Source organism: Bartonella sp. JB63, from assembly GCF_002022665.1.
Taxonomy (GTDB): Bacteria; Pseudomonadota; Alphaproteobacteria; order Rhizobiales; family Rhizobiaceae; genus Bartonella.
Window position 1 is genome coordinate 836,161 of record NZ_CP019788.1, and the last position, 23,031, is coordinate 859,191.

Here is a 23,031-nt window from a genome sequence, read left to right on the forward strand (position 1 = left end):
AATACCTCAAATACACTTTAAGCAATTAATTTCATTTATTCAATGATTTTAGATACGATACCAGCACCAACGGTACGGCCACCTTCTCGGATTGCGAAACGGAGCTTCTCTTCCATTGCAATAGGCGCAATCAAAGAAACATCCATAGCAACATTATCACCTGGCATAACCATTTCCGTTCCCTCTGGCAACGTAACTATACCGGTAACATCTGTTGTACGAAAATAAAACTGAGGACGATAATTCGTGAAAAACGGTGTATGACGACCCCCTTCATCTTTCGTTAAAATATAGGCTTCAGCTTTAAACTTAGTATGCGGCGTAACAGAACCAGGCTTCGCCAAAACCTGACCACGCTCAATCCCTTCTCGATCAACACCACGAAGCAAAGCTCCAATATTATCACCAGCCTGACCTTGATCCAAAAGTTTACGAAACATTTCAACCCCAGTAACTGTTGTCTTAGATGTAGGACGGATACCGATAATCTCTATTTCTTCACCAACTTTAATAACACCACGCTCAACACGACCCGTAACAACCGTACCACGACCAGATATAGAAAATACATCCTCAATAGGCATCAAAAACGGTTGATCAACTGGACGCTCAGGCGTCGGTATATATTTATCAATTTCACTCATCAAAAGACGAACAGAATCTTCCCCTATACTCTTATTAGAATCCTCAAGCGCTGCTAAAGCTGACCCCTTAACTATAGGAATATCGTCTCCAGGAAAATCATATTTCGATAAAAGCTCTCGAACCTCAAGCTCAACAAGCTCTAAAAGCTCTGCATCATCAACCTGATCAACTTTATTCAGAAAAACAACAATCGCTGGAACACCAACCTGACGCGCCAACAAAATATGCTCTCGCGTCTGAGGCATAGGACCATCCGCCGCAGAAACAACCAATATGGCTCCGTCCATTTGCGCAGCACCTGTAATCATGTTCTTAACATAATCAGCATGACCAGGACAATCAACATGCGCATAGTGACGGCTCTCCGTTTCATACTCAACATGCGCAGTAGATATCGTTATACCACGAGCACGCTCCTCAGGTGCCGCATCAATTTGATCATATGCTTTAAATTCACCAAAATACTTCGTAATCGCTGCCGTCAATGAAGTCTTTCCATGATCAACGTGACCAATCGTACCTATATTAACATGTGGCTTCGTACGTTCAAATTTGCTCTTTGCCATTGCTGTCAATCTCTTGTCTTAAATTAGCGCCTAAAAAAGACCCTCAAAACTAAACCAAGCTGGTCGGATATCAGGTCAGCACAAAAATTATAAAACGAAAATATTCGCCTTACTTTATGACTTATGATGGAAAAACATTTCCACCATCTTCTTTATCAAGTCATCAATTTATATCTGGAGCGGGTAGCGGGAATCGAACCCGCGTATTCAGCTTGGAAGGCTGCTGCTCTACCATTGAGCTATACCCGCAACATATAAGCTCTATTTCGATAAATGGTGAAGGGGGTTGGATTCGAACCAACGTAGCATACGCAACGGATTTACAGTCCGTCCCCTTTAACCACTCGGGCACCCCTCCATTACATCGGCAGAGCTGGGTGATAAAGCACCACTACAACCAATTTCTTTATTAAATTTAGATTGGTTAGAAATTGGTTATGGCGTTTAGTATTGTATCTGTCAACAAAATAAATACGGTTCTATACAAATTTCCTACTAAATAATTTAGAATTTTATGTTTTTTCTACATACATTGGTCATTAATGTACTATAAGCGTAACATGAAAAAAAATACACCTAAAGATTCTCATTATGCTCGCCTTCGTCGCCAATATCGGGATACAAAAGATTTTCTTTTCCGATCTTCAACACCTCTAAAACAACGATCTATCCCATCAAAGAAAGAAAAGATTTACCTTTATGGTATCCATCCAGTCTATGCAGCACTTAAGAATCGTCGAAGAATTTTGAGACATCTGTATGCTACACCAAACGCCTTAAAACGTCTCAATATAAACGAATCAAATCTATTATGTCCTATAACCTTATGCTTACCTAAAAAACTGGAAGCATTTGTTGGAAACGCAGTTGTTCATCAAGGACTTGTCTTAGAAACTGAAGCTTTAAAAGCACACTCTTTATCAGAACTGGCAAATACGGATCTTATTATTGTCATGGATCAAATTACTGATCCCCACAATGTTGGTGCTATTATGCGTTCTGCAGTAGCCTTTAAAGCTGGAGCAATCATTACGACTAATCGCCATTCACCACAAGAAAGCGGCGTCCTTGCCAAAGCAGCTTCTGGAGCTTTAGAATTCATTGAGTACATCACAGTAAAAAATCTCTCTCAAGCACTTAAAGAGCTTAACCAAATGAACTTTATTAGCTTTGGACTTGATTCAGAAGGTGAATTACCCTTAGAAACAGCGTTAACAGGCAATAAAATAGCTCTTGTTTTAGGAGCAGAAGGTAAAGGTCTACGCCAAAAAACACGAGAAACTGTCTACACATTGGCTCGTCTTGATATGCCTGGAGATATTAAATCATTAAATGTTTCAAACGCTGCAACAATTGCACTTTATGCAGCTCATAAATACCTTAGACAATAATTTTTTATTACCTATACGTAAAAAGAAGAAAATTTCATAGCAATGACCGTAGCAGCTGCATCAAATTCTACCTTTTTATGAGCACGACGAGTTACTGTCTCTTCATCTTTTCCCCAGTGTTCCATTGTCCAATCTTCATCTAAATGCGCAATAGTCCAAGCATCATCTGGAGAAATCTTCTTCTCAGCTACAGCAAAAGTGATAAGGGCCGACCCTGTTAAAGTAGTCATAGAATAAAATGCAGCTAGCACATAAGGAGACTCTATCTTGCGCAAATAATTACTCACTGCTTGAATAGACTCAGGTGGTTGTTCGATATGCATAAGTCCTTCTGCTAAATTAAAACGTGCACCCAATTTTTCTTCTGCCCAATCAAGTAAAAAATTCCATTTTTCAGATTGCCGTTCTACCAGTTCTTTCGGAGTTTGTGCACGATAAAAAATCATATCACATGCAACAAAACGTAACAAATCTTCAAAAATAATTTGCATATTGTCAATTATACCATCAATAACGGTGTTAACTAAACGCGTAATTGGCATTTTCGCTGGATCAATCACTTCCTTTTGCATAGTAAATTCCTGTGCTACTAACACAGCAAGCTTCTTTACCGGTATAAAAAAATCACGTTTTGCAGGTGTTTTTAATGGATGCCCATCCAATAAAATAGAAAAATTTTCCTCTTTACAGATGACATCTACTTTTTCATAAAATCGCTTAGGTAATGACTGACATAATAATTTCTGAGAATGACGAAGAGAATTATTCTTATCCGATAATCTATCAACATCATTTAAAATTTCACGCATTGCGTTCTTACCTTATAATATTCCCAATAACTTTACTAAAGTTTTTAGCATAAAATTTACAACCACTTGCCACAAAATACTATACAACAATTTAAACATACCAACTGATACTCAAGTATTATGCACATTTAACTATTAATAGTCTTTGTACTATGTATTTCTGAATAATCTCAACACCAATTGGTAAACTCTTATAATCATTGATTTACAACTCTATTCCTTAAATATTTTTCATATAACAGTGTATATAACATAATCCTCCAATAAACATGTGATCAAATCGCAGACAATAATATAATTTTATAGAAAATTAAAATTCTCAAAAAATATAAAACTTTTGATCTATAAAATCATTCATTTGTTTACATTTCATTCATTTGTTTACATTTAAAGAGAATATTTGATATTGTAATTTTTTGTTCTAAACACAGACTTTAGATTAATTGATAAAGTTGCTTCTTTATAAAGATGAAAATATACTATAAGAGAATCTTAAATAAGAAAATATTACTCTAGTTGAGGTGCTCATTTAAAGAGAAAAAAATAAATTACCTTTATAAATCAATTTAATTATAAAGATAAGATATGGATTTTTTCTATTATTCTGTATCACCATCGATTTCATTAAAAGCAAAAAGATTAAAACTTTGCACCATATGAGGTGGTAAAGGTGCAGTAATATCTAAGATACCTCCTGAAGGATGAGGTATACGAATACGACGAGCATGAAGATGAAGTCGATTTTGTATTCCTCTTGGCAATTCCCAATTATTATCAGAAAAAAAATATTTTGAATCGCCAATAATCGGATGATTGATATGAGCAGCATGAACACGTAACTGATGTGTTCTACCTGTATAAGGTTCCATTTCAAGCCAAGAAAGAGATTTTCCTCGTGTATCCAAAACACGATAATAAGAAACTGCGTGGCTAGAATCTGTCTGTCTACGTTCACAAACACGCATTTTATCGGCTTGTGTAGTTATTATTTCCCTAACCATCCATGTTGAAATTTTATCCTGCTTTTTCCTAGGCACTCCCCGTACCAATGCCCAATAAATCTTCTTTGTTTCTCGTGCTCTAAAAGCAGCAGTCAAAGCCTGCGCTGCTCCTCTTGACCGCGCAACAACAAGAACGCCTGATGTTTCACGATCAAGGCGATGAACTAATCGCGGTTTTTCACCTTTTTTATTGCGCCACGCTTCAAGCATACTATCAACATGACACGTCAAACCAGAGCCACCCTGTACAGCTAAACCTGCTGGTTTATTAAAAACAAAAATTTTTGAATCTTCGTAAAGAAGTATATTTTTTAAGGTTATTCTATCATTCTGTCTACAAATGGTTTGATTGATTACAGGAAAGCTATCATTTTCATTAATAAACAAAGGGGGAACACGGATAGACTGTCCTACGATAAGACGCATATCATTTTTAACACGTCCACCATCAACTCGTATCTGTCCAGAACGTAGAAGCTTTTGTAAATATCCAAATCCAACATTTGGGTAATATATCTTAAACCAGCGATCTAAGCGCATTCCATTTTCATCTGCTTCAACCTTTTTTATTTTTATACCCACCATAACAGCTCTCTTACCATAAAAATCACTTTGGCTATTAGCATTCTTCTCCTGCTGTATTAAAATAAACAACAATCTTATAAATTGGCATTATATCACGCTGCATTACAATTCGTATTCAAAATTGCATTCTCTTACCGCATAAATTTTATTAGTTTCAAGGATTGTGACTGGTCACAATATTCAGGAAAATTTTGTGATTATATTATTGGAGATAATCATCTGTGTCTTTATTTAAAATTTATGCTCGTGTTCTTTCTTATCTAAACAAAGAAAAAAATGCATCCATTTTAATCTGTTCGGCTAATCTTACTTTAGCTATAATTACGATCGTGGAACCTATTTTATTTGGACATGTCATTGATGCAATCGCAGATAAGTCCGGAATTATTCCTACCCTCACAACTTGGATAGGTTTTGGTATTTTTAATATTATTGCCTATGTCCTTGTAGCACGCAGCGCTGATCGCTTAGCACATAGACGCCGCTTAACTGTTTTAACAGAATCCTTCGAACGTATCATTACTATGCCACTAATCTGGCATCAACAAAGAGGAACTTCTAATGCTCTTCATACATTACTACGTGCAATAGATTCTATGTCAATCATATGGCTTGACTTTATGCGTCAGCATCTCTCAACTCTTGTTACATTATTTGTCCTAGTGCCCATAGCTTTTAAAATGAATTGGCGTCTTTCAATAGTCTTGCTTGTTCTTGCTATTATCTATGTATTAATTGCACGTTTAGTGATGCAAAAAACAAAAGATGGACAAGCAGCTGTAGAGCGTTACCACCATGACCTTTTTAAACATATCAGTGATTCAATTTCCAATGTTTCCATTGTACAAAGTTATAATCGAATAATAGAAGAAACCTCAGCACTTCATAAACACGCAGCTGATCTTCTTAAAGTCCAAAATCCTGTTTTAAATTGGTGGGCTCTTGCTAGCGGATTAAATCGAATGGCCTCAACCATTTCCATAGTATGTGTCCTTCTTCTGGGTGCATTTTTTGTAACAAAAGGTCAAGTACGAGTAGGAGAAGTTGTTGCTTTTGTTGGATTTGCTCAGTTAATGATTAATCGTCTTGATCAAATTAGCAATTTTATCAATTTAGCTATATCTTTACAGGCAAAACTAAAAGATTTTTTTGAAATGGAAGACTCTACTTTTCACATCAATAAATCAGACAACCTTCCTTCTCTTCAAAATGTCAAAGGTACAATCGAGTTTCATCATGTTTCTTATAAATTTCTAAATTCTTCTCAAGGTGTTTTCGATATTTCGTTTAAAGTTAAAGCAGGACAAACCGTTGCAATTGTAGGGCCAACAGGTGCTGGAAAGACAACTTTAATTAATTTGCTTCAACGTGTGTACGATCCTACAATTGGACACATTAGCATTGATGGAATCGATATACGCACAATTAATCGTGAATCTTTACGCAAAGCCTTAGCAACAGTCTTTCAAGATTCTGGTCTTTTTAACCGTAGTATTCGCGATAATATTTCGATAGGCAAAACTACTGCAACAGATGAAGAAATTTACGAAGCTGCAAAGATAGCTGCTGCTCATGATTTTATTCTAAGAAAAAATGATTGTTACAATACATTAGTTGGTGAGCGAGGCTCACAATTATCAGGTGGAGAAAGGCAACGATTAGCAATTGCACGTGCTATCTTAAAAAATGCACCCATCCTTATTTTAGATGAAGCAACAAGTGCTCTTGATGTTGAAACGGAAGCTCATGTTAAAAATGCTATTGATTGTGTAAGTCAAAACCGCACTACTTTTGTTATAGCACATCGTCTTTCAACAGTTCGCAATGCTGATCTTATATTATTTTTAGATCATGGCCGTTTAATTGAAAAAGGTAGTTTTCAAGAACTGATCAGTAAAGGTGGTCGCTTCTATAAATTACTACAAACTGGTGGATTAAATATTGATCAAGAAACAATAAAAACAAAAGATGAAAATGTAGTGACATTGCACAAAGCCATTGCATCATAAAATTGTTTCTTTCTGTATCTTTAAATAAAAACCTAATTTAACGATATATAATTTAACTTTTCTTAAAAAGTTGAAATATAAAACACACAATAAGAATAAAAACTACCCTTTAAGAAAAGCTTTTAACGCCGTAATCGCTTCATCAGCTTTATCTCCTTTGGAACCACCAGCCTGCGCCATATCAGGGCGTCCACCACCACCTTGACCACCAAGAACAGTGGAAACAACGTGCACTAAATCAACAGCATTCAACATATTTGTTAAATCATCAGTAACTCCAACAACAACGCTTCCTTTACCATCTTCCAAAACACTAATGAAAGCAACTACTCCAGATTTAATTTGCTTTTTTCCAGAATCTACCAAAGTTTTAAGATCCCGTACTGCAATATTTCTAAGAACACCTCCCATAAAAGAAATGCCATTAATAACTGTAATATTCTCTTTTCTATCCTGTAAAGCCCCACCATTCAGAACAACATTCTTACGTGCATCATTCAATTCTTTTTCAAGTTTACGACGATTATCAAATAAATTCCTTACACGTTCTTCCACATTAGCAGGAGAAGCTTTTAAAAAACTAGCAATTTCACAAATTCTCTTATCTTGTTGACATAGATAGAGACGTGCATTTGTACCTGTTAAAGCTTCAATACGACGAACTCCAGACGCTACAGAACTTTCAGCAACTATATGAATCAAACCAATATCACCTGTTCTCTGTACGTGCGTACCTCCACAAAGCTCAATTGACCAATGCTTTTTTAATTCTGTTGGTTCACATCTCTCTCCCATAAAAACAACACGAACTTCATCGCTATATTTTTCACCAAATAATGCTATTGCCCCTTCAAAAATTGCATCATCCAGCACCATAAGCCGAGTTGTTATCTTACTATTTTGCAACACAATATCATTTGCCAAATCTTCTACTCTTTTTAGTTCCTCTGACGAAATTGGCTTCGGATGAGAAAAATCAAAACGCAACCGATCAGGAGATACTAAAGACCCCTTCTGAGCAACATGAGGTCCTAATATACGACGCAAAGCTTCATGCAATAAATGGGTAGCAGAATGATTAGCACGAATTTTCCTACGACGCTCAGAATTAACGATAAGTTCTACACAATCAAATATCTTTGCTTGACCAGATTTAACTTCTCCAATGTGAATAAAAATACCATCACCCTTTTTCTGGGTATCATGCACTTCAAAAACAAATGACTCACCAGAAATAACACCACTATCACCTATCTGCCCACCAGACTCAGCATAAAAAGGTGTCTGATTGACAACAAGCATAGCATCTTGTCCTGAAGAAATATGATTAACAATTTTACCATCACAAACAAGAGCCGTAATAACACCTTCAGCCTTTTCTGTTTCATAACCTAAAAATTCTGTAGTTCCTACCTGATCATGAACAGAAAACCAAATTGTTTCTGTTATTGATGCACCAGAACCAGACCAACTGGCACGATTTTCCGCTTTCTGAAGCTCCATTGCTTTTTCAAAAGTACCAATATCAACAGATATTCCACGACGTCGAAGAACATCTTGCGTCAAATCGAGTGGAAAACCATATGTATCATAAAGTTTAAAGGCAACCTCACCATCAAAATGATCACCTTCCTTAAGATCAGTGCTTGCCTCATTTAATAGACTAAGTCCCCGCTCAAGAGTTCTATGAAAACGTGTTTCTTCCAACTTCAAGATTTCTGAAATTAAGGATTCAGCACGGACTAATTCGGGATAAGCTTGCCCCATTTCGCGAATTAAAACAGGCAAAAGATTCCCCATTAATGACTCTTTAGCACTAAGAAAATGAGCATGACGCATAGCACGACGCATAATACGACGCAAAACATATCCTCGACCTTCATTGGAAGGAAGAACACCATCAGAAATCAAAAATGCTGAAGAACGGAGATGATCAACAATAACACGATGACTAGCAATAAACTCACCCGTTGCCTCTACTCCTGTTATCTCCTGTGAAGCATGAATTAATTTACAAAAAAGATCAATATCATAATTATCATGAACACCTTGTAAAACAGCTGCAATGCGCTCTAATCCCATACCAGTATCAATAGAAGGACAAGGTAGTTCAATTCGCTCTTCTTTATTAATCTGTTCATATTGCATAAAAACAAGATTCCAAATTTCAATAAAGCGATCGCCATCTTCATTAGCACTTCCCGGAGGCCCCCCTAAAATTTCATCGCCATGATCATAAAAAATTTCTGAACAAGGACCACAGGGACCTGTATCCCCCATTGACCAAAAATTATCATTGGTTGCAATACGGATAATTTTTTCGTCGGGAAGTCCCGAAATTTTACGCCATAATTCAGCAGCAACATTATCAGTATGATAAACTGTAACCAACAATTTATCTTTCGAAAGACAAAACTCTTTGGTTAAAAAATTCCATGCAAAAAAAATTGCTTCTTCTTTAAAATAATCGCCAAAAGAAAAATTCCCAAGCATTTCAAAAAAAGTATGATGACGCGCTGTATAACCGACATTATCAAGATCATTATGCTTTCCACCCGCACGGACACATTTTTGTGCTGTTGTTGCCCGTTTATAAGGATATTGTTCAAGCCCAGTAAAAACGTTTTTAAACTGAACCATTCCTGCATTTGTAAACATCAATGTAGGATCATTGCGCGGAACTAGTGGACTCGAAGAAAGAATTTCATGTCCATTACGATAAAAATAATCCAGAAAAGTCGACCGGATACTATTAACGCTATTCATATTTACACCTGTAAAGTACAGTACAAAATCGCAAAAACCAAATCACTGCCTAATGCAGCGCTTTTTTGCTAATTTTAGAGCTATTTAATCAAAATAGAAATATTTTCTCAGAAAAATAAAAAGCTAATGATTTTATATTTCAAAATTCTAACAAATAAAAAAGGAATCCTATTCAAACTAATACTTTATCAGATTGATTCATCGCCTTCTACACTTTCTGATCCAGCATTTTCTAACAATTCAATTGCAATCAAACCAGCATTCTGGCGTAAAGCTGTTTCAATCTCAGCAGCTATCTCTGCATGTTCACGCAAAAACTGCTTTGCATTTTCACGCCCTTGCCCTAAACGTTGAGAATTATAAGAAAACCATGAACCAGATTTGTCTACAAGACCAACTTTAACACCTAAATCTATCAATTCTCCTAATTTAGAAATGCCCTCACCATAAATAATATCAAATTCAACTTGCTTGAATGGAGGCGCTAATTTATTTTTCACGACTTTAACACGTGTTTGATTTCCAATCACTGTATCACGATCCTTAATAGCCCCAATGCGACGAATATCTAAACGAACAGAGGCATAAAATTTTAAAGCATTTCCACCTGTCGTTGTTTCAGGAGAACCAAACATCACACCAATTTTCATACGAATTTGATTGATAAAAATAACCATACAGTTAGAGCGAAAAATCGATGCTGTTAATTTTCGTAATGCTTGACTCATCAACCTTGCTTGTAAGCCAGGTAAAGCATCTCCCATTTCACCATCAATTTCTGCACGTGGAGTCAAAGCTGCCACTGAATCAACAACAAGCACATCAACTGCACCAGAACGAACAAGTGTCTCTGTAATTTCCAATGCTTGCTCACCAGTATCTGGCTGAGAAATAAAGAGATTTTCTAAATCAACACCAAGTTTACGTGCATAAATAGGATCAAGAGCATGTTCTGCATCGATAAAAGCACAAATCCCACCATTTTTCTGTGCCTCAGCAATAGAATGAAGAGCTAGTGTTGTTTTACCAGAACTTTCTGGCCCATAAATCTCAATAATACGTCCTTTTGGTAACCCACCTACCCCCAAAGCAATATCCAAAGACAACGAGCCAGTTGAAACCGTCTCAATTTCAATAATTTGCTCTTTCTGCCCAAGACGCATAATTGAGCCTTTACCAAATGAACGTTCAATCTGTGAAAGAGCAGCCTCTAAAGCTTTTGTTTTATCCACAACTATATCCTTAGTGAGTTATGACAAATTTGAAATACAATATACTGTTCTCTACGCTTAATTAAAGCCTCGAATTTGAATGTTCACAGACTATTTTTTATTCTTAGTGGACTCAACATTACTAGACACTCTCCACTAAAAAGCAACTACGTTTCCTTCTATTGATAAGATATTGAAGACAACAGTTTGCACAATAAATTTATACACTGTTAATACCTCTTCTTAAAATAAAGAAAACATTCGTTTATTACATAAAATAGTAATAAACTCTTTCAGTATAACCTAGATCTTAAATAAAATTATGATAATATGACTAAATAAAAAATCCATTTAAAAAATACATTCATATTTTCTTTGAAATCTTACTTTTGATTAACTCGTTTTTGTCGTAACTTCTTCCACCACTCAAGACGTTTCGCAATTTCTCGCTCAAAGCCACGCTCTTGTGGCTGATAATAATTTTGATGCCCAAGTTTTTCAGGAAAATATTCCTGTCCTGAAAAAGCATCTTGTTCATCATGGTCATAACAATAACCATGCCCATATCCCTCTTGTTTCATAAATCTTGTAGGAGCATTAAGAATATGCTTAGGAGGAGGCAAAGAACCGTTTTTGCGGGCACTATGCATTGCTGCCTTATAAGCAAGATAAGTTGCATTTGATTTTGGTGCAGTCGCAATATAAAGACATGCTTGCACAAGGGCTAATTCTCCCTCAGGTGATCCTAGATAAATATAAGCATCCTTTGCTGCGTTACAAATCACAAGAGCTTGTGGATCTGCTAAACCAATATCTTCAATTGCTATACGAACCAATCTACGCCCAATATATAAAGGATCTTCACCCGCATCAAACATACGTGCAAGATAATAAAGCGCAGCATCAGGATCAGAACCACGAACTGATTTATGTAATGCTGAAATAAGGTTATAATGACTATCTCGCCCTTTATCATAAATTGGAGCTCGACGCTGAATAACTGTTTGCAAAGTTTCGGTATTAAACACTTCTTCTGACCGTGCAACGCGCCAGATCTCTTCCGCTAACATTAAAGCTGCTCTTGCATCACCATCAGACATCCTTATCAAAATTTCTCTAGCATGATCGTCTAAAGGTAGTGATCTTCCCTCTACTTTTTCAGCACGTTTCAAAAGTGCGTCCAAACTTTCATTATCATGTGAGTGAAAAGTTAAAACACGCGCACGTGAAAGAAGAGCAGCATTAAGTTCAAATGAAGGATTTTCAGTTGTTGCTCCTACAAGAATTATAGTTCCATCTTCCATAAAAGGTAGAAAACTATCCTGCTGAGCACGATTAAAGCGATGAATTTCATCGATAAATAATAACGTCTGACATCCAGACATCAAACGAGCCTGAGCTAGCTCAAAAACTTTCTTTAGTTCCGATATTCCAGTAAAAACAGCAGAAACCTGTTCAAAAACAAAATTTGTTTCAAGTGCCAACAAACGTGCTATCGTTGTTTTACCTGTACCTGGCGGTCCCCAGAAAATCATGGAACTAAATGAACCAGATTCAACCATACGCGAAAGAAAACCTTCCGTTCCAATTAAATGGTTTTGCCCTATAACTTCATTAAGAGAGCGGGGACGTATCCTTTCTGCAAGAGGACGGTTTTGGTTAACACAAGAATCAAAAGATGAAGAAAAAAAATCTTTACTCAAATAAAACCCTCAGCGAATCAATTGACGAATATGTACACCATTGCGCTCATATTCCAATTCCCAAATATGTGAATGATTTTGCATGAGAACTTTTTTCAACTGACTTACAGTTTGAATTTTATAGCCATTGACAGTATGCAAAATATCCCCAGGACGAAAAATGCTCGCAGCGTTACTTATTTGATCAACATTGGTAATTATCACACCTTTAGCATTGATAGGAAGATGAAATCGTCGACTATTGTGCTGTGTTAAATCTAATACTTCAACACCAGAAAGAGGGCCTTCTCCCACAATTTTTTCAGATTGTACAAACACAGATTCTGGTGCTGATAATACAGTTATTTCTGTTTTAAAAATTTTTCCATCCCGCAAATATTCTAAAACAAGGCTCTGCCCAATCTTAGTTGTCATCAAACGATATCCAAGACTATCTGGACTCTCAATTCGCATACCTTGCACACTCAAAATAACATCACCTACTTTCAAACCAGCTTTCTCAGCAGGACTACCTTTGATAATCTCAACAATGAGAGCACCATAAGAATGTTCTAAACCCAAACCACCTGCAATATCAGGTGTAACACTTTGGAAAGAGGCTCCAATATAAGGTGGTACAAAAAATTTTCCACCACGCTTAACTGTATCAAGAACGACTTTAATAAGATTAGCTGGGATGGCAAAACCAATCCCTACAGAACCACCTGAACGCGAATAAATAGCCGTATTAATCCCGATTAATTGGCCTTTCATATCAATTAAAGCTCCACCAGAATTACCAGGATTAATAGCAGCGTCTGTTTGAATAAAAAAATCAAAATCAGAAACACCTATACGCGTACGTGCTTGCGCTGAAACAATACCGCTTGTAACCGTCTGACCAACACCAAAAGGATTACCAATTGCTAGAACAAGATCTCCAACTTCCACTGCATCAGAATCCCCCAAAGAAAGAACAGGAAATTGAGAATCTTTCGAACTAATTTGAAGTACTGCAATATCAGTTGTTTCATCCTTTAATATAACTGTACTTTCAAATTCTCGACCATCAGAAAAAGCAACCTTAATTTCGCTAGCATCCTTAATGACATGGTAACTAGTAACGATTAAACCACGTGTATCAACAATCACCCCAGATCCTAATGATGACTGAGTACGCAAAGACCGCTTACCTTGATAACGACCAAAAAACTGTTCAAAAAACGGATCTCCTTCAAAAGGTGAATGTACTCTAACTTTCCGTGCTGCATAAATATTCACAACAGACGGAATAGCCTTTTTAACTAAAGGAGCAAATGAAAAAGTAATATCTGATTGTTTTTGTGGAATTTGAGCATTCGCATAACGAAATGATATTTGAGCTATCATCACACAAAAAAGCCCTATTAAAATGGAATATTTCATTATCAGCTCCTTCATAAAATCAAGGTCTACTTCTTCTTAATAAGATAAGAAGATCTACTACTTACCTTGCAAATCGATGATCGTTACTAAATAGTTGATAATTTAGGCACAAAAAATTCATCTAAACAACAAAAAATATAGAAACTAAACAACTCAACGAATATACATAGCCTTTCTTCTTTTTATATACTTGAAAAAATTAATCTTATAATTTTAACAAAAAAACCGCCTTTAAAAGACGGCTTCTAAAAATCTAATAAGAAAAAATGCTCCTTTTATGAAGCAGACTCTCCTTTACTAACTGTTGCTTCCATACGCGCATGATCTGCAGCACCTTTTGCTTCAATATCGCGATCAACAAACTCTATAACAGCCATAGGAGCATTATCACCAGTACGAAAACCTGCTTTCATAATACGCAAATAACCACCTTTACGTGATATATAACGTACCGCTAGCGTATCAAACAATTTTGCAACATGCTTCGCATTACGAAGAGCTGAAATCGCTTGCCGACGTGCATGCAAATCTCCACGCTTACCAAGAGTAACTAACTTTTCAACAATAGGACGAATTTCTTTAGCCTTTGGAAGCGTCGTCATAATCTGCTCGTGCTCAATGAGCGAAGCCGCCATATTTGCAAACATTGCTTTACGATGACTAGCAGTCCGGTTCAGCCTGCGACCTGATTTACTGTGGCGCATAAGCCTTCTCCTTCAATTTTAATTTAATACTGATCTTCATAACGTTTAGCAAGATCATCAATGTTTTCAGGAGGCCATGCAGAAATTTCCATCCCAAGATGGAGTCCCATACACGCAAGAACTTCCTTAATTTCATTTAATGATTTTCGCCCAAAATTTGGTGTCCGAAGCATTTCAGCTTCCGTTTTTTGGATAAGATCACCAATATAAACAATATTATCATTTTTAAGACAATTCGCCGAACGCACTGAAAGTTCTAATTCATCTACCTTTTTGAGCAGAGCTGGATTAAAAGAAAGCTCAGAAGCTGGCTCTTCAACCAATTCTTTTTGTGGCTCTTCAAAGTTGACAAATACCAATAACTGATCCTGAAGAATACGTGCTGCAAAAGCAATCGCATCCTCACCGTTAACAGCACCGTTGGTTTCAATTGTTAACGTTAATTTATCATAATCCAGAATCTGTCCTTCACGGGTATTTTCTACTTTATAAGATACTTTGCGAACTGGCGAATAAAGGCTATCAACAGGGATAAACCCTATTGGTGCATCATCAACACAATTTCGTTCAGATGGAACATAACCCTTTCCTGTATTGACGATAAGTTCCATGCGAACTTCCGCATCTTCATCCAACGTGCAAATAACATGCTCTGGATTAAGGATTGCCATATCCCCAACCGTCTGTATATCCCCAGCTTTAACCACACCAGGTCCTTCTTTACAGAGAACAATTCGCTTAGGTCCCTCTTCTTCCATGCGTATAGCAATCTCTTTGACATTCAAAATAATATCTGTAACATCTTCACGAACACCTGGAATTGATGAGAATTCATGTAAAATACCATCAATTTGTACAGCAGTAACTGCAGCACCACGGAGTGATGATAATAATACACGGCGCAATGCGTTTCCTAATGTCAAACCAAAACCCCGCTCAAGAGGTTCTGCAACAACACTTATAATGTTCGAATCATTATGCGTATGAAATTCAACTTTACTGGGTTTAATTAATTCCTGCCAGTTTTTCTGGATCATATTTTTATTCCTGTTCTTTAGTTCCGCTACCATTCAATCGCAACGGCCAGTGTGAACATCGGAGAAATCTCCGACAACGAAAAACAATACCCAATTAAATACGTCGCCTTTTTCGTGGACGACATCCATTATGAGGGATTGGCGTCACATCGCGAATGGAAGTAATCAAAAAACCAACAGATTGCAATGCACGTAAAGCAGACTCACGACCTGCTCCAGGACCACAAACTTCAACTTCCAATGAACGCATACCATGCTCTTGTGCTTTCTTAGCACAATCTTCTGCAGCAACCTGTGCAGCAAAAGGAGTAGACTTACGTGATCCCTTAAATCCTTGAGCTCCAGCAGATGACCATGCAATCGTATTTCCCTGAGTATCAGTAATAGTAATCATCGTATTATTAAATGTTGAATTGATATGCACAACACCTGATGAAATATTCTTACGCTCGCGACGACGAACACGTGTGGCTTCCTTGGCCATAATCTTCCTTTCAACGATCTCTTCACTGCCGTAATATCAGCAGCTCCACCCTATTTGTTATTGTTAATAAAGATTTAACAAAAACAAAACATCCAAAATAAAACCTTCACAATAAATAAAAATATATTACTTCTTCTTACCAGCAATTGCTTTAGCAGGACCTTTACGTGTACGTGCATTTGTATGCGTACGCTGCCCACGAACAGGTAAAGAACGGCGATGACGCAAACCACGATAACAACCAAGGTCCATCAAACGCTTCACGCTCATTGCAACTTCCCGACGAAGATCCCCTTCAACTTGATAACCTTGATCTATTGTCTCACGAATCTGTAAAACTTCCGCGTCTGAAAGCTCATGCACACGACGTTCTGGAGGAACGCCAACTTTCTCGACAATTTCCTGAGCAAATTTTTGTCCAATCCCGTGGATATATTGAAGCGCAATAATTACACGCTTACTTGTTGGGATATTGACGCCAGCAATACGGGCCACGCCTATTCTCCTTGAGTATGTTAATAGTTTACTATAAAATACTTGAACCATTTTATAGAAAAAAATGGCTCCGGCTTAAATATACTCCGAACCCCGTTATTCCCTACCGAAATGAATCAAAGCGATTTCTGATAGATTTCATTATAAAAGTCAACTCTTTTCGTTTGTTTCTGAAAAACTCCTTCATGTAAAGAGTTTTTTAATTGCACGCGATACATCAGAAACATTAGCCATTCCGTCAACTGTTCTTAGTAATCCAATAGCTGAATAAAACTCTGATACAGGAGCTGTTTTTTCTCGATATTCAACTAATCGTTTTGCAAAAGCATCAGGATTATCATCAGAACGAACCTGTCCACCAGAAAAAATTGTATCCTGTACGCGTTTTTTCATACGCTCAATCAATGCATCTTCATCAACAACAAGTTTAATAACCGCATCAAGTTGCCCATTTTTTGATTTTAAAATTTTTTGCAGTGCTTCCGCTTGTACCAGGGTCCTCGGATATCCATCCAATATAAAACCCTTTGTGCAATCACTTTCACTAATGCGATCTGATACAATTTGATTAACAATATCATCAGAAACCAAAGAACCTGATTCCATAACCGCTTTAGCTATTTTACCAACTTCTGTCTCCTTCATAATAACTGCACGCAACATATCACCTGTCGATAATTGAGGAATATTGTATTCCTCAGTGAGGATTTTAGCCTGCGTACCTTTACCCGCCCCAGGAGGACCTAAAAGAATCAGTCTCATCGTTTTCTTCTGCCCCCACGGAGTTTTGATTTTTCAATTAATCCCTTATATTGATGTGCAACAAGATTCCCCTGGATTTGGGCAATTGTATCAAGCGTAACAGTGACAACAATGAGTAAAGATGTACCACCAAGATAAAAAGGAACATGCAAAGTCGATATCATAAATTCAGGAAGTAAACAAATCAGAATAATATAAATAGCTCCGATAACAGTAATACGTGTTAAAACGTAATCAATATATTCAGCTGTGCGCTCACCAGGACGAATCCCTGGAATAAAACCAGAATGCCTTTTTAATTGTTCTGCTGTATCACTCGGATTGAACACAATAGCTGTATAGAAAAAGCAAAAAAATGCCATCAAAGCAGCATAAACAATCATATAAAGTGGCTGTCCATGACCAAGAAAAAAAGAAATAGCTTGAATCCATTGTGGCATTTTGTCAGAAAAATTATTAATGGTTGCAGGTAATAACAATAAAGATGAAGCAAAAATTGGTGGAATAACACCAGCGGTATTTAACTTCAAAGGAAAATGAGACATATCACCTTGAAACATCTGGTTTCCAACTTGACGTTTTGGATACTGAATAATAATTCTTCGTTGTGCACGCTCTACAAAAACAATAACTCCAATAACAAAAACAGCAATAACAACAATTCCTATTAATAAAAAAGTTGATAAATCAGCCTGACTATGAGCAGTTAAAAGTTGGGCAAAAGTAGAAGGAAAATTTGCCACAATACCCGCAAAAATAATGAGAGAAACTCCATTACCAACACCACGTGATGTAATCTGTTCACCAAGCCACATTAAAAATATTGTCCCCCCAACTAATGAAATAACTGCCGAAATACGAAACATTATACCTGGTTCTATAACAATTTGAAGGCCTGTTCCTATACCAGTTTCAAGGGCAACTGCAATACCAAAAGCCTGTAAAATTGCCAATATGACTGTCATGTAACGAGTATATTGATTGATGATTTTACGACCTAATTCACCCTCTTTTTTAAGAGCTTCTAATGAAGGAACAATCGATATTAGTAGTTGTACAATAATTGATGCTGATATATAAGGCATTATACCTAATGCAAAAATTGCCATACGCCCAACAGCACCCCCAGCAAACATATTAAACAGCCCTAACACACCGGATGAATGATGCTCAAATGTTTGTCGTAAAACATCAATATTAATGCCAGGCAAAGAAATATAAGTACCAAAACGATATACAAGAAGCGCAGCCAGAGTAAACCAAATGCGCTTTTTTAATTCAGTTGCACGCGAAAAAGCGCTAAAATTCATATTAGAAACAAATTGTTCTGCAGCCGATGCCATAAATTTTCTCCAGTTTATATGCTAACTGTTTACTTAAATAAGCATAATCTTTAAAAAATAAGCATAATCTTTAAAATTCACACCACCATATAGAAATTAATGAAAGGCTCAACATTCTCTATGAATAATAAACTAAAAGGACTTAATTATTTATGTTATAATAATTACTGGATAACTTCGCCAAGATTAACCTGACCACCAACTTTTTCAATCTTTTTACGAGCCATTTCAGAAGCACCAGAAACATTAAATATAATCTTAGCCTTTAATTCTCCATCGGAAAGAAGACGAACACCACTTTTTACACGACGAATAACACCAGCTTCTTTTAATGCAACAATATCAACTGATTTCTCAATATCCAATTTACCTGCATCAACTGCTAACTGAATACGACCTAATGAAACCTCATTGTAAACCTTAGAAAACAAATTCTTAAATCCGCGCTTTGGTAGACGGCGATAGATAGGCATCTGTCCCCCTTCGAAACCATTAAGTGAAACACCAGAGCGCGACTTCTGTCCTTTAACACCGCAACCACCAGTTTTACCAGTTCCAGAACCAATACCACGCCCAATACGCTTACGGCTCTTTGTTGCGCCTTCATGATCACGTAATTGATTGAGCTTCATTCTATATACTCCTGCAACTTTCAATTTTCACTTATAACCCGAACAAGATATTGAATCTTAGCAATCATACCCCGCACACAAGGTGTATCTTCTAAAGTACGACGGCGATGCATTTTATTTAATCCAAGCCCCTTTAACGTTGCACGCTGAATCTGCGGCTTCCGAATTGGGCTTCTAATCTGCTCTATTGTTATAGTTCTGCTAATCTGAGATTTCTTTTGAACCATTTTTATTCCCTCTTCGATAAACTCAGATACTATTCTTCCGAATCAATCAAATTTTTACGACGCGCCTGCAACACCGAATATTTAATGCCTCGCTGTGCCGCAATATCCTTAGGATGCATCTGGCGCTTTAATGCATCAAAAGTCGCACGAACCATATTATAGGGATTTGAAGAACCTAATGATTTTGCAACAATATCTTGCATACCAAGTGTCTCAAAAATAGCACGCATTGGCCCACCAGCAATAATACCAGTACCAGCAGAGGCCGCACGCATCAAAACATAACCGGCTCCATGACGACCTTCAACATCATGATGCAATGTACGCCCAGACCGAAGTGGTACATAAATCATTTCACGTTTTGCAGATTCTGTAGCCTTACGAATTGCCTCAGGCACTTCACGTGCTTTACCATGACCAAAACCAACACGCCCTTTTTGATCTCCAACAACAACAAGCGCAGCAAAACCAAAACGCCGACCACCCTTCACAACTTTAGAAACACGATTAATATGAACAAGTCTATCAACAAATTCATTATCACGTTCATCCCGATCACTACGTTCTTTTTGTGCCATTCCTCATTCCTTTTTCTTTTCCGGAAGCACGCTAACTAAAGTCCCAGCACGAAATCAAAGGAACTCACACGAAATATCCTAAAGATCTCCTTACTAAACTTTCTAAGCAACATACTTAAAAGTTTAAACCACCCTCACGAGCAGCTTCGGCTAAAGCCTTTATTCTCCCATGATAAACATATGGTCCACGATCAAAAACAACTTTATTAATACCAATTTTTTTCGCACGCTCAGCAATTAACTTACCAACAACAAAAGCAGCTTCTTTATCAGAACCACTTTTTAAAGAGTTTTTCAAATCCTTTTCAAGAGTACATGCAGAAACAAGAGTATGTCCACGCGCATCATCAATAATCTGAGCATAAATATTTTGATTTGAACGATAAACACTAAGCCGCGGACGACCATTAGCAACTGCTTTAATTTGACGACGAACACGTTGGGCTCTATGTTGGACAATTCCCTTAGGAGAAACCATGTCACGAAATCCTTATTTCTTTTTACCTTCTTTACGGACAATATGCTCATCTGCATACTTTACACCCTTACCCTTATAAGGCTCAGGTGCCCGATATTCGCGAATCTCTGCCGCTACTTGTCCAACTTTTTGTTTATCAATTCCGGAGACAACAATTTCCGTTGGCTTAGGAACTGTTACAGTAACATCAAACGGCACTTTATAAATAACATCATGAGAAAAACCTAATGATAACTGAATATCCTTACCCTGCAAAGCAGCACGATAACCAACACCATTAATTTCAAGCCTCTTTTCAAAACCATCTTTTACACCACAAAAAATATTTTCAATCATCGAGCGAGACATGCCCCATTTAGAGCGAGCATTCTTTGATTGATCACGCGGCTCTACTGATACAATATTTCCATCAAGCTTAACCAAAACTTCATCATTAACCACATAGCTCAGTTCACCTTTCGGGCCTTTTGCTTTAACTAACTGACCATCAACAGTAGCGGTAATCCCAGAAGGAACCGGAATGGGTTTTTTTCCAATACGAGACATTGTTCTAACCTGTTTTTCTTCCGTTTTCTTAAAATTAATCAGAAAATACGACAGAGAAGTTCTCCACCAACATTTTGTTTACGCGCTTCATGATCCGCCATCACTCCATTGGGAGTTGACAAAATTGAAATACCAAGACCATTCGCTACCGGAGGAATAGCTTTAGCAGAAACATACACACGACGACCCGGTTTTGAAACACGCGAAATTTCGCGAATAACAGCTGAACCTTCAAAATATTTTAGCTCAATTTCAATCGAAGATTTCCCATTACCAGAATCAATCTGATTATATCCACGAATATAACCTTCTGATTGAAGGACATCAAGAACCCGTGCACGAAGCTTAGATGCAGGAGTGACTACCTTTCCCTTTTTACGAGCAAGTGCATTACGAACACGGGTCAACATATCACCAAGAGGATCTGACATAGACATCTAATAATCTCCTCTTACCAGCTAGACTTAACAATTCCGGGAATATATCCCAAAGATCCAAGATCACGTAATGCAATCCTTGACATCTTTAATTTACGATAATAAGCACGCGGACGCCCCGAAACTTCACAACGGTTACGAACACGAACTTTCGCAGAATTACGAGGTAATCCTGCCAATTGGATAGAAGCTTTAAAGCGCTCTTCAATTAAAATTTCCTGATTCATTACTATCGCTTTTAAACGCGCACGACGTGCAGCATAGCGCTTCACCATCCTTTCACGGCGCTTATTTTTTTCAACGGCACTCACTTTGGCCATAATTTCACCTCGCTATATTTGCCGTCACGAACGAAACGGAAAATTAAAAGCACGCAATAACTCACGTGCTTCATCATCCGTTTTCGCTGTCGTACAAACAATAATATCCATACCCCAAATCTGATCAATTTTATCGTAGTTAATTTCTGGAAACACAATATGTTCTTTAATACCCATAGCGAAATTACCACGACTATCAAAACTTTTTGGATTCAAACCACGAAAATCACGAACCCGTGGAAGTGCAATTGTAATAAGACGATCCAAAAATTCAAACATACGATCTTTACGTAATGTTACTTTAGCTCCAATTGGCATCCCTTCACGCACCTTAAATGTTGCAATAGAATTACGGGCACAGGTAACAACAGCTTTTTGACCTGCTATCAATGCCAAATCTCCAGCTGCAATAGATGTTTTTTTTGAATCAGCCGTCGCTTCACCAATCCCCATATTAATTACAATCTTATCAACACGGGGAATTTGCATTTCATTTTTATAATTAAACTTCTCTTGAAGCACCTTACGAACCACTTCAAAATAATGCGTTTTCATACGCGGCTTTTGGTTTTTCTCAGCCATTAAATTAATTCTCCTGAACGCTTGGCAAAACGAACCTTATTACCATCCGCATTCAAACGAAAGCCTACACGTGTAGGCTTACCATCTTTAGGATCAGAAATCGCCAAATTAGATAAATGAATAGGAGCTTCCTTAGAAATAATCCCAGCTTCTTGCTTCTGTGTTTGACGCTGATGACGCTTAACCATATTAACCCCAAGAACAAGGGCATTATTTTCCTTTCGATTCACCTTGATGACTTCACCTTTGCAACCTTTGTCCTTACCAGACAAGACAATCACTTTATCACCTTTTCGAATCTTCTGCATGATATTTA

The 23,031-nt window shown here is 37.2% G+C and carries 24 protein-coding genes and 2 tRNA genes; 2 read left to right on the forward strand and 24 right to left on the reverse strand.

Translation table 11 applies throughout. From position 1 onward, the window contains the following. Positions 1-35: 35 nt before the first annotated feature. The 3 genes from tuf to BJB63x_RS03650 all read right to left on the reverse strand — a co-directional run bounded on the left by tuf (position 36) and on the right by BJB63x_RS03650 (position 1,569). Complete coding sequence (gene tuf / locus BJB63x_RS03640) at positions 36-1,211, reverse strand: elongation factor Tu (RefSeq protein ID WP_078719047.1); 1,176 nt, start codon at positions 1,209-1,211, stop codon at positions 36-38. 175 nt (positions 1,212-1,386) lie between these two features. Beyond that, positions 1,387-1,460, reverse strand: a tRNA-Gly gene (locus BJB63x_RS03645). A gap of 25 nt (positions 1,461-1,485) precedes the next feature. Then, positions 1,486-1,569: transfer RNA gene (locus BJB63x_RS03650), tRNA-Tyr, on the reverse strand. Between the two features lie 202 nt (positions 1,570-1,771). Here BJB63x_RS03650 and BJB63x_RS03655 point away from each other — a divergent pair. Beyond that, a complete protein-coding gene (locus tag BJB63x_RS03655) occupies positions 1,772-2,602 on the forward strand; it encodes a TrmH family RNA methyltransferase (RefSeq protein WP_078719538.1) in 831 nt (276 codons plus the stop codon). Positions 2,603-2,613: 11 nt separating this feature from the next. Here the strand turns inward: BJB63x_RS03655 and BJB63x_RS03660 are convergent, their stop codons facing one another. Together BJB63x_RS03660 and BJB63x_RS03665 are read right to left on the reverse strand one after the other, a co-directional pair. Beyond that, positions 2,614-3,411 (reverse strand): ATP12 family chaperone protein, encoded by a 798-nt coding sequence (locus BJB63x_RS03660; RefSeq protein WP_078719048.1) that lies wholly within the window; start codon positions 3,409-3,411, stop codon positions 2,614-2,616. A gap of 599 nt (positions 3,412-4,010) precedes the next feature. After that, positions 4,011-4,997 carry an RluA family pseudouridine synthase gene (locus BJB63x_RS03665; protein ID WP_078719049.1) on the reverse strand — a complete coding sequence of 329 codons (987 nt, stop codon included), beginning with the start codon at positions 4,995-4,997 and terminating at the stop codon, positions 4,011-4,013. A 221-nt stretch (positions 4,998-5,218) separates the two neighbouring features. Here BJB63x_RS03665 and BJB63x_RS03670 point away from each other — a divergent pair, with 221 nt between their 5' ends. Then, positions 5,219-7,006: a glucan ABC transporter ATP-binding protein/ permease gene (locus BJB63x_RS03670; RefSeq protein WP_078719050.1), complete on the forward strand. Its 1,788-nt coding sequence runs from the start codon at positions 5,219-5,221 to the stop codon at positions 7,004-7,006. Positions 7,007-7,108: 102 nt separating this feature from the next. Here the strand turns inward: BJB63x_RS03670 and alaS are convergent, their stop codons facing one another. From alaS to rplX, 19 genes are all read right to left on the reverse strand, one after another. After that, positions 7,109-9,772: an alanine--tRNA ligase gene (alaS, locus tag BJB63x_RS03675; protein WP_078719051.1), complete on the reverse strand. Its 2,664-nt coding sequence runs from the start codon at positions 9,770-9,772 to the stop codon at positions 7,109-7,111. A gap of 188 nt (positions 9,773-9,960) precedes the next feature. Further along, positions 9,961-11,004 (reverse strand): recombinase RecA, encoded by a 1,044-nt coding sequence (recA, locus tag BJB63x_RS03680; RefSeq protein WP_078719052.1) that lies wholly within the window; start codon positions 11,002-11,004, stop codon positions 9,961-9,963. Between the two features lie 362 nt (positions 11,005-11,366). Next, on the reverse strand, positions 11,367-12,686 hold the full coding sequence (locus BJB63x_RS03685; RefSeq protein WP_078719053.1) for a replication-associated recombination protein A: 1,320 nt from the start codon (positions 12,684-12,686) through the stop codon (positions 11,367-11,369). Positions 12,687-12,695: 9 nt separating this feature from the next. After that, positions 12,696-14,090, reverse strand: coding sequence for a DegQ family serine endoprotease (locus BJB63x_RS03690; RefSeq protein WP_078719054.1), 1,395 nt, complete (start codon positions 14,088-14,090; stop codon positions 12,696-12,698). 275 nt (positions 14,091-14,365) lie between these two features. Then, positions 14,366-14,794, reverse strand: a complete 429-nt coding sequence (rplQ, locus tag BJB63x_RS03695; RefSeq protein WP_078719055.1) for a 50S ribosomal protein L17 — start codon at positions 14,792-14,794, stop codon at positions 14,366-14,368. A 23-nt stretch (positions 14,795-14,817) separates the two neighbouring features. Next, positions 14,818-15,831: a DNA-directed RNA polymerase subunit alpha gene (locus BJB63x_RS03700; protein WP_078719056.1), complete on the reverse strand. Its 1,014-nt coding sequence runs from the start codon at positions 15,829-15,831 to the stop codon at positions 14,818-14,820. A gap of 94 nt (positions 15,832-15,925) precedes the next feature. Further along, complete coding sequence (gene rpsK, locus BJB63x_RS03705) at positions 15,926-16,315, reverse strand: 30S ribosomal protein S11 (RefSeq protein ID WP_078719057.1); 390 nt, start codon at positions 16,313-16,315, stop codon at positions 15,926-15,928. Positions 16,316-16,441: 126 nt separating this feature from the next. Next, on the reverse strand, positions 16,442-16,810 hold the full coding sequence (rpsM, locus tag BJB63x_RS03710) for a 30S ribosomal protein S13 (protein ID WP_078719058.1): 369 nt from the start codon (positions 16,808-16,810) through the stop codon (positions 16,442-16,444). Positions 16,811-16,993: 183 nt separating this feature from the next. Continuing rightward, positions 16,994-17,572 (reverse strand): adenylate kinase, encoded by a 579-nt coding sequence (locus tag BJB63x_RS03715; RefSeq protein WP_078719059.1) that lies wholly within the window; start codon positions 17,570-17,572, stop codon positions 16,994-16,996. Continuing rightward, positions 17,569-18,915, reverse strand: coding sequence for a preprotein translocase subunit SecY (gene secY / locus BJB63x_RS03720; RefSeq protein ID WP_078719060.1), 1,347 nt, complete (start codon positions 18,913-18,915; stop codon positions 17,569-17,571). The genes BJB63x_RS03715 and secY overlap by 4 nt, the downstream gene beginning before the upstream one ends. A 164-nt stretch (positions 18,916-19,079) precedes the next feature. Then, on the reverse strand, positions 19,080-19,547 hold the full coding sequence (rplO, locus tag BJB63x_RS03725; protein WP_078719061.1) for a 50S ribosomal protein L15: 468 nt from the start codon (positions 19,545-19,547) through the stop codon (positions 19,080-19,082). A gap of 20 nt (positions 19,548-19,567) precedes the next feature. Continuing rightward, positions 19,568-19,774: a 50S ribosomal protein L30 gene (gene rpmD, locus BJB63x_RS03730; protein ID WP_078719062.1), complete on the reverse strand. Its 207-nt coding sequence runs from the start codon at positions 19,772-19,774 to the stop codon at positions 19,568-19,570. Between the two features lie 29 nt (positions 19,775-19,803). Next, positions 19,804-20,352, reverse strand: coding sequence for a 30S ribosomal protein S5 (gene rpsE, locus BJB63x_RS03735; protein WP_078719063.1), 549 nt, complete (start codon positions 20,350-20,352; stop codon positions 19,804-19,806). Positions 20,353-20,467: 115 nt separating this feature from the next. Further along, on the reverse strand, positions 20,468-20,830 hold the full coding sequence (gene rplR / locus BJB63x_RS03740; RefSeq protein WP_078719064.1) for a 50S ribosomal protein L18: 363 nt from the start codon (positions 20,828-20,830) through the stop codon (positions 20,468-20,470). 12 nt (positions 20,831-20,842) lie between these two features. Next, the gene (rplF, locus tag BJB63x_RS03745) at positions 20,843-21,376 is read right to left on the reverse strand and encodes a 50S ribosomal protein L6 (protein ID WP_078719065.1); all 534 of its coding nucleotides are present in this window, start codon (positions 21,374-21,376) and stop codon (positions 20,843-20,845) included. A gap of 38 nt (positions 21,377-21,414) precedes the next feature. After that, positions 21,415-21,813: a 30S ribosomal protein S8 gene (gene rpsH, locus BJB63x_RS03750; protein WP_078719066.1), complete on the reverse strand. Its 399-nt coding sequence runs from the start codon at positions 21,811-21,813 to the stop codon at positions 21,415-21,417. A 14-nt stretch (positions 21,814-21,827) separates the two neighbouring features. Beyond that, positions 21,828-22,133 carry a 30S ribosomal protein S14 gene (rpsN, locus tag BJB63x_RS03755; protein ID WP_078719067.1) on the reverse strand — a complete coding sequence of 102 codons (306 nt, stop codon included), beginning with the start codon at positions 22,131-22,133 and terminating at the stop codon, positions 21,828-21,830. A gap of 24 nt (positions 22,134-22,157) precedes the next feature. Beyond that, positions 22,158-22,715 (reverse strand): 50S ribosomal protein L5, encoded by a 558-nt coding sequence (gene rplE / locus BJB63x_RS03760; protein WP_078719068.1) that lies wholly within the window; start codon positions 22,713-22,715, stop codon positions 22,158-22,160. After that, positions 22,715-23,023 (reverse strand): 50S ribosomal protein L24, encoded by a 309-nt coding sequence (rplX, locus tag BJB63x_RS03765; RefSeq protein ID WP_078719069.1) that lies wholly within the window; start codon positions 23,021-23,023, stop codon positions 22,715-22,717. Before rplX ends, rplE begins: the two co-directional genes overlap by 1 nt. Positions 23,024-23,031: the final 8 nt, after the last annotated feature.